Source organism: Exiguobacterium sp. UBA3491, assembly GCF_002377745.1.
GTDB lineage: Bacteria > Bacillota > Bacilli > Exiguobacteriales > Exiguobacteriaceae > Exiguobacterium_A.
Genome location: NZ_DFQK01000028.1, coordinates 85,988 through 92,705, shown reverse-complemented (window position 1 = coordinate 92,705; position 6,718 = coordinate 85,988). Strand labels below are relative to the sequence as shown.

Annotated in this window: 6 protein-coding genes and 1 other RNA gene; all 7 read right to left on the bottom strand. The window is 42.8% G+C overall.

The window, feature by feature from the left end; all coding sequences use genetic code 11:
* Positions 1–145: 145 nt before the first annotated feature.
* A complete protein-coding gene (locus tag B4F99_RS10245) occupies positions 146–802 on the bottom strand; it encodes a DUF2971 domain-containing protein (protein WP_290757564.1) in 657 nt (218 codons plus the stop codon).
* A gap of 118 nt (positions 803–920) precedes the next feature.
* Positions 921–1,664 carry a DarT1-associated NADAR antitoxin family protein gene (locus tag B4F99_RS10240; protein ID WP_290757562.1) on the bottom strand — a complete coding sequence of 248 codons (744 nt, stop codon included), beginning with the start codon at positions 1,662–1,664 and terminating at the stop codon, positions 921–923.
* Between the two features lie 10 nt (positions 1,665–1,674).
* Positions 1,675–2,292: a DarT ssDNA thymidine ADP-ribosyltransferase family protein gene (locus B4F99_RS10235; RefSeq protein ID WP_290757559.1), complete on the bottom strand. Its 618-nt coding sequence runs from the start codon at positions 2,290–2,292 to the stop codon at positions 1,675–1,677.
* 323 nt (positions 2,293–2,615) lie between these two features.
* Positions 2,616–2,974: a transfer-messenger RNA gene (ssrA, locus tag B4F99_RS10230) on the bottom strand.
* Between the two features lie 58 nt (positions 2,975–3,032).
* Positions 3,033–3,503 (bottom strand): SsrA-binding protein SmpB, encoded by a 471-nt coding sequence (smpB, locus tag B4F99_RS10225; RefSeq protein ID WP_290757554.1) that lies wholly within the window; start codon positions 3,501–3,503, stop codon positions 3,033–3,035.
* Positions 3,504–3,535: 32 nt separating this feature from the next.
* Positions 3,536–5,890, bottom strand: coding sequence for a ribonuclease R (gene rnr / locus B4F99_RS10220; RefSeq protein WP_290757551.1), 2,355 nt, complete (start codon positions 5,888–5,890; stop codon positions 3,536–3,538).
* 14 nt (positions 5,891–5,904) lie between these two features.
* A complete protein-coding gene (locus B4F99_RS10215; RefSeq protein ID WP_290757547.1) occupies positions 5,905–6,645 on the bottom strand; it encodes an alpha/beta hydrolase in 741 nt (246 codons plus the stop codon).
* Between the last annotated feature and the right edge of the window lie 73 nt (positions 6,646–6,718).

The window sequence follows — 6,718 nt, the reverse complement described above, 5'->3', positions numbered from 1 at the left end:
GAAATTAAAAATATTCCAACCTAAATGATTTTATTTACTTGATTTAAAGCAAGTAAATAAAATTTTTTCTATAGGCCTATCATATAGATTTATTGTAAAAGATATACACAAAGATAACTTCTTCTCAAAATTCAAAAAATTAAAATTACATTAGTATACTTTTTAAAACTGTAATTCCATAAATTTCATCTTTTATTTCTTTAGGACATTTTTCGTTAAAATAATCCAAACATTCTTTATCATATAGAACAATATGACAAAGTGTTAAATCAAATTCGATTGAATTCGGGGCTCTCCATTCTCTTTCATGAGTCCAGTCTACACGTTTTTGAAAATTATTAACAAAATCAATATTAAATCTTACGATTCTCCAATGTTGATTTGGTGGAAGGAAGCTTTTGGCATTAGCAGTATCTTCATATATAACCGGTCTCCCACCCTTAGCATATATATACGGTTTACCAAATGTTAGTCCAATACCTGTATACCGTAATTTTGAATTTTCTCGTACTTCTCTCATTTCTTTTTCAAACTCAACATTTTGTATTATTCCGTACAATGGTGCGTCTTGGAAGCATACGGCAGTTATGTTTCCTATGATAAAGCCTTGGCTAGTTGTACTTCCATTTATTTTTTTATCTTTCAAAATACTTATAAGATTATCAATAGATAACTTATTGATTTCAGAATCGCTTAATCCTTCAAGATTCTTTTGAATCGGTTTAGTTAAGTGGGTTAACATCCCTGTTATATCAGACCTTTTTGATATTCTATTTTTCCATTCAAAATATGTTAATCCCATTTAGCAAACCCTCTTTTTATATTGATTTAATATCATGTGATTTATAAAAAAATTATGTTAATAACTATTTTTATTAAATCAAATAAAAATTTTTAAATCATTAGTCACATACTTGTTGTTACAAATCAAATATGTTTATCTGTATCGTCTCTTGATTGAGTGTTTTTTCTGCCGTAATATCTTCTTTTATTTTTTTTTCTTCATCCTTTAACACACTACCAAATGCTACTTCTTTAAACATTTCTTCCGAAGACATGGCTTTTTCTAAAATACCCGCTTTGTAAAGAGAAACATATAGTGCTACTGATCTTGCTTGACAGTTAACTGATTTTTCAGGATTAAACTCAATATCAGTAAAGGCATCATATTTTAAAACTTCTTTACTTAAGTTTTTATTTAGTACAAGCGTATTAAGATACAACCAATCGTAAAACGATGTTTTTGGTTCTAGTTCCCATTTTCTACCGAAAAATTGAAAATACAAAAGTTTCCCACTATTTTTGAGCCTTAAATCCTTTTTAGCTTCCCTTGATGTTTTTTCAAGTAAATCTAGAAACGGACCTCCATTTTCGAATACTTTACTTGCTTGAAATGCAGTTTCAACACTAATTTTTTGTTGACGCTTAGTTTCTATCATTAAGTTAAATGCACTCAATGATACTCCCAACTCAACATCCGATTTACTTGAAATCTCTAATACTTTTAAGTTTGGATAGCATTCAATAAATTTTTCATGAAGTGAGTTCATGGACTTTTTTTTCTGATTAGCAGAAAAGCCAGGATACCAATCAAACTCAATATTTTTTATATCCACATGATCTTTTTTACTTGGATTTGATATAAAAACAGGTCTTTTTGCCATAGTTTTTTAGTTACCTCCAATGTTCATAATCATCTCTATATCCAAATAACTTTGGCACAACTTCTACTTTTATATTTGATGGAATCATATGAAGATATTTATTTTTCTCATATAAATTTTTAAAGGCTACACCCCATACGTACTTTGGCTCTATTATACCAAATGTTAATACTTCTGCTTGCGGATGCGTAGGTAATTCTGCTTCTAATCCTAGTTCCTCTCTTGATGGTCTTCCTGGATAATCATTGTAAAGACGATTAAATGCTGCAACACCTTTTCGCTCAATCAACGGTATAGAAGTTACCCGCTTGCCTGCAGCATTTTCCACACAGAACGCACAGTCTTTTTCCCATAAAATACTTTTTTTGATACCTAATACTACCCAGTGACTATTTGGTTCTTCGCATCTGTACTTGTAGAACATCTTATAATTTGGAAACTGAATTGATAAGCAGTTCGCATCGCGACAATTATCTAAACGTAACTCGTCATTATAAAAGAAATTTTTTGCATTTCTCTCTAAATTACTTATCGGGATAAGCCCATTATTAAATATACTCGTAAGGTTTTCTATACGTGTAAAATGAACTAAATATTTTATTCCTCTTTGTTCTACAGCATTTATCATTTATAACCCTCCTTTTACTTTTATAACCAAATAGTATCACATGAAATTATAAATATAGTAAAAGTATAAAATTATAAAGTTCCAATTTAACTCATAAGTGTTAAATTAATATAGACAGATTGAGGTTTATATTGTAACTATAATTTAAGTTTGTTTATGGTTTTGTTATAACAAATTTTTCAAAAGGAATATCAAATTATATTTCATTTATTTCTATTTTTTTACGAATGGACGATATTTCTTTAAAATAGATAAAATGCCATAATAAAAAACCCTTGATTTACAAGGGTTTTGACAAGCTTTGAAATCTTTTAGATTTCAGGGTATGGAGACGGTGGGAGTCGAACCCACGTCCGAAGGCATCGTATACTTAAGCTTCTACGTGTGTAGTCAATTTATTGGGATCTCGTCGTCAGGCTGCCAATTGACAGGCGTCCGTCCGACCAGTCTGATTCCATCTCTTCTCTTTCCCTCCAGACGGAAGGGTCCAAGCGTAGCCTGTTTAAAGTGAGACCCTAGAAATCAGCCGACCAGGCGACAGCTGCTAGGATCCGCAGTTGCTATTACGCTGCTGCGAGTTGTGTGTTAGTTTTGCCAGTTATGGCTGGTGCGTTTTAACGAGGCCGACCCCTCGACACGCCACAGAAGACCGAACTACCCCCGTCGAATCCGTAACGTCCCCAAGATAATAAATTGGGGCTTTCCGAATACTAATATTCTAGCAGAAAAGTGTTACGGGTTCAATACTTTTGCTTATCGCGTAGTGCTCGTTCGATATCACGCTTCGCATCTTTCTTCTTCAGGTCGTCCCGTTTATCGAATTTCTTCTTCCCGCGTCCGAGTCCGATCAAGCATTTCGCGTAACCGTTCTTGATGTAGACTTTGAGCGGTACGATCGTATAACCGTCGCGTGAGACCGCTCCGATCAAGCTCGCGATCTGTTTCTTGTGCAGCAACAGCTTCCGCGGGCGGAGCTGCTCATGGTTGTATCGGTTCCCCTGTTCAAAGTGAGCAATGTTCGAGTTCCAAAGAATCGCTTCTCCCCCGTCGAATCGGACGAACGCGTCCCCGATACTGATTTTTCCTTTACGGACCGATTTGATTTCCGTTCCCGTCAAGACGAGACCGGCTTCAATCGTATCCTCGATCGCATAATCGAACGAGGCCCGTTTGTTGTTCGCTAAGACTTTCGAATCTGTTCCCTTTGGCATGTTCGTTCACCACATTTCCGATGCGGAAGCGCTTATTTGCGCTTCCGTTTCTTATTCGAGACCGCCTTATGGAACGGCGGTTTATCTTTCTTATTCTTTAACGAGAATCCTTTTCCTTTGCTTTGTTCGCTCTTACCTGACCGTTTTTTGCCACGACGATCGTCCTTCTTCTTATCGTTGCGTTTTTGTCCCGGACGTCCACCGCTTGAGCGGATCGTCTTCGACTCGAACCGTTTCTTCGGTTGTCGCTCTGGCATCCCAACGACGCTGAAGTCAATCGTCCGTTCATCGATGTTGACGTTCGTGACCTTGATCTCGACGACATCGCCAATCCGGAACTGTTGCTTCGTCCGCTCACCGATCAGCTGATAGTTCGCTTCATCGTAGCGGTAGAAGTCATCCGTCATCGCTTGAATGTGGACGAGTCCTTCGATCGTGTTCGGCAATTCGACGAACATCCCGAAGTTCGTCACACCACTGACGACACCTTCGAACGTCTCGCCAATGTGTTGCTCCATATACTCGGCTTTCTTCAACGCGTTCGTTTCCCGCTCCGCATCAACGGCGCGACGCTCGCGTTTCGACGAGTGATCAGCGATTTCCGGTAAGATTTCCGAGTAACGGTCTTGCGTCTTTTGCGATTTGTCATTGTAGATGACATATTCACGGAGCAGACGGTGAACCATCAAGTCCGGGTACCGGCGGATCGGCGACGTGAAGTGCGTGTAGTAGTCCGTCGACAGACCGAAGTGACCGATCGGTTCGATGTCGTATTTCGCTTGTTGGAGCGAACGGAGCATGACCGTACTGACGACCGCTTCTTCCGGCTCACCTTCAACAGCGTTGAGGATTGATTGCAACGTTTTTGGTGCGACCGACTCACCCTTGCGTTCGACGTTGATGCCGAAGTTACCGATGAACTTGAAGAACGTATCGAGACGTTCAGCTTTTGGCTCATCATGGATCCGGTACATGAACGGCAGTTTTTGACGCTGAATGTGCTCCGCGACCGTTTCGTTCGCTGCGAGCATGAACTCTTCAATCAGTTTCTCAGCGACCGATCGTTCCCGGAGGATGATTTCACTCGTCTTGCCTTCTTCGTTGACGAGGACCTTCGCTTCTGGGAAGTCGAAGTTGATCGCGCCACGACGTGAGCGACGTTCGCGGAGAATTGCTGCGAGTTCCGCCATCTTGTCGAAGTACTCGACGAGATCTTGATACTTCGCGATCACTTCTTCGTCTTCGCGTTCGATGATTTTCCGGACATCCGTGTACGTCATCCGTTCTGTCGTCTTGATGACACTCTGGAAGATTTCATGGTTGACGACAGCACCGTTCGCATCGATTTCCATGATACAGCTGAGCGTCAGGCGATCGACGTGCGGGTTGAGCGAACAGATTCCGTTCGATAGACGGTGCGGAATCATCGGGATGACGCGGTCGACGAGATATACACTCGTTCCGCGCTCACGCGCTTCTTCGTCGAGTGCGGAATCTTCTTTGACGTAATGCGAGACGTCGGCGATGTGGACACCAAGCTCGAAGTTGCCGTTCGCTAACTTCTTAACGTGCACCGCATCATCGAGGTCTTTTGCGTCCGCTCCGTCAATTGTCACCGTCAATTCGTTCCGTAGATCAACGCGTCCGACTAAGTCCTTCTCATCAATCTGATCCGGTACAGCATTCGCCTCAGCGATTGCTTCCGGTGAGAAGTCGACGTTGATCCCATGCTTATGGACGATCGATAAGATATCGACGCCTGGATCATTTTTGTGACCGATGATTTTCAATACTTTCGCTGTTCCGGCGTAGCGACCATCGGGATACTTCGTGATCCGGGCGAGGACTTTATGGCCATCGACGGCACCGAGTGTATCGTCGTTCGCGACGACCGGTAAGAACGTCAATTTCGTATCATCCGGTTCGATGTAGGCGATCGATTCAATCCGTCCTTTTGGACTGACGAACGTTCCAACGAAATCGGCTGGTCCGCGGGAGAGAATCTTAAGCAGTTTCCCTTCACGACGGTCGCCGCCGTTTGACTCGGCAAACACTTTGACGAGGACACGGTCGCCGTTATAGACGTTCTTCAGTTCTGGTGCCGGTAAGAAGATATCGCCTTCTGAGCCGTCTTCCGGTGAGACGAAACCGAACCCGCGTTGGTGGACGGAAATCTTCCCAGCGACTTGACCGATTTGCGCGAGCGTTCCGTACTTGTTCGAGCGTGTCCGGGCGATCAACGCTTCGTCTTCCATTGCGTTCAGCGTCCGGATCAATTCCTTGAATGCTTCCGTATCCGCTAGTTCTAGTTTTTTCGTTAATTGATCAATCGACAACGGACGTTCTTCCGTCGTGATGACCGTTAGTATTCGTTCACGTAATTCCAACGTGACACCTCCAGTTACTTGCTCCAGTTCAATGACTCCAGGAAGTCCAAGATGTCAGAGTGGAGCTGGTCTTTTTCTTTGTCGAGCGTAATGACGTGACCTGAGTTCTCATACCAGATCAGCTCTTTTTGGAAGGCACTGACTCCATCATGGATGATGTTCGCGGAGTCGGTGTTGATCATGTGATCGTTGCGCGCTTGGACGACGAGCGTCGGTGCGTAGACGTCCTCGAGCGAATCGCGTGTCTCGCGCAGCAGTTCCTGCAAGTCCTTCAAGGTCGGCATCGGTTCGAAAGACGCCATCTCGTGGTCGATCACTTCTTGCGATTTGCCTTCTCGCTTCTTGAATTCTCGTGCGTACTCGGTGACTCCTGCATACATGACTTCTTCACTTTTGATGTAGGCGGGTGCACACATCGGGATGACCGCTTTGACCGGACGGTTCATCGATAACTTCAGCGACATGACGCCACCGAGTGATAGTCCGCAAACGGCGATTTCGTCATAACCTTTGTCGACGAGTTCCTGATATCCGGCAAGGACATCCTGCCACCAGTCGGCTGGCCCGGTCTTCGTCAGCTCTTCGGGTGGGGCAGCGTGCCCTTTATATTGTGGTGCGAGGGACGTATAGCCCTGCTTCTGTAAATAGCGACCGAGGATGCGGACATCCGCGCTCGATCCCGTGAATCCATGTAATAGTAAAACGGCACGTGGGCCGGCTTCGAAAAAGAATGGTTTTGGTAAAGTGATTTTCATAAAATGATTCCCCCTCTAACTCTATACCCCATATCCGGAAAAAATGAATATCGAGAAATACAAAAAACGACAG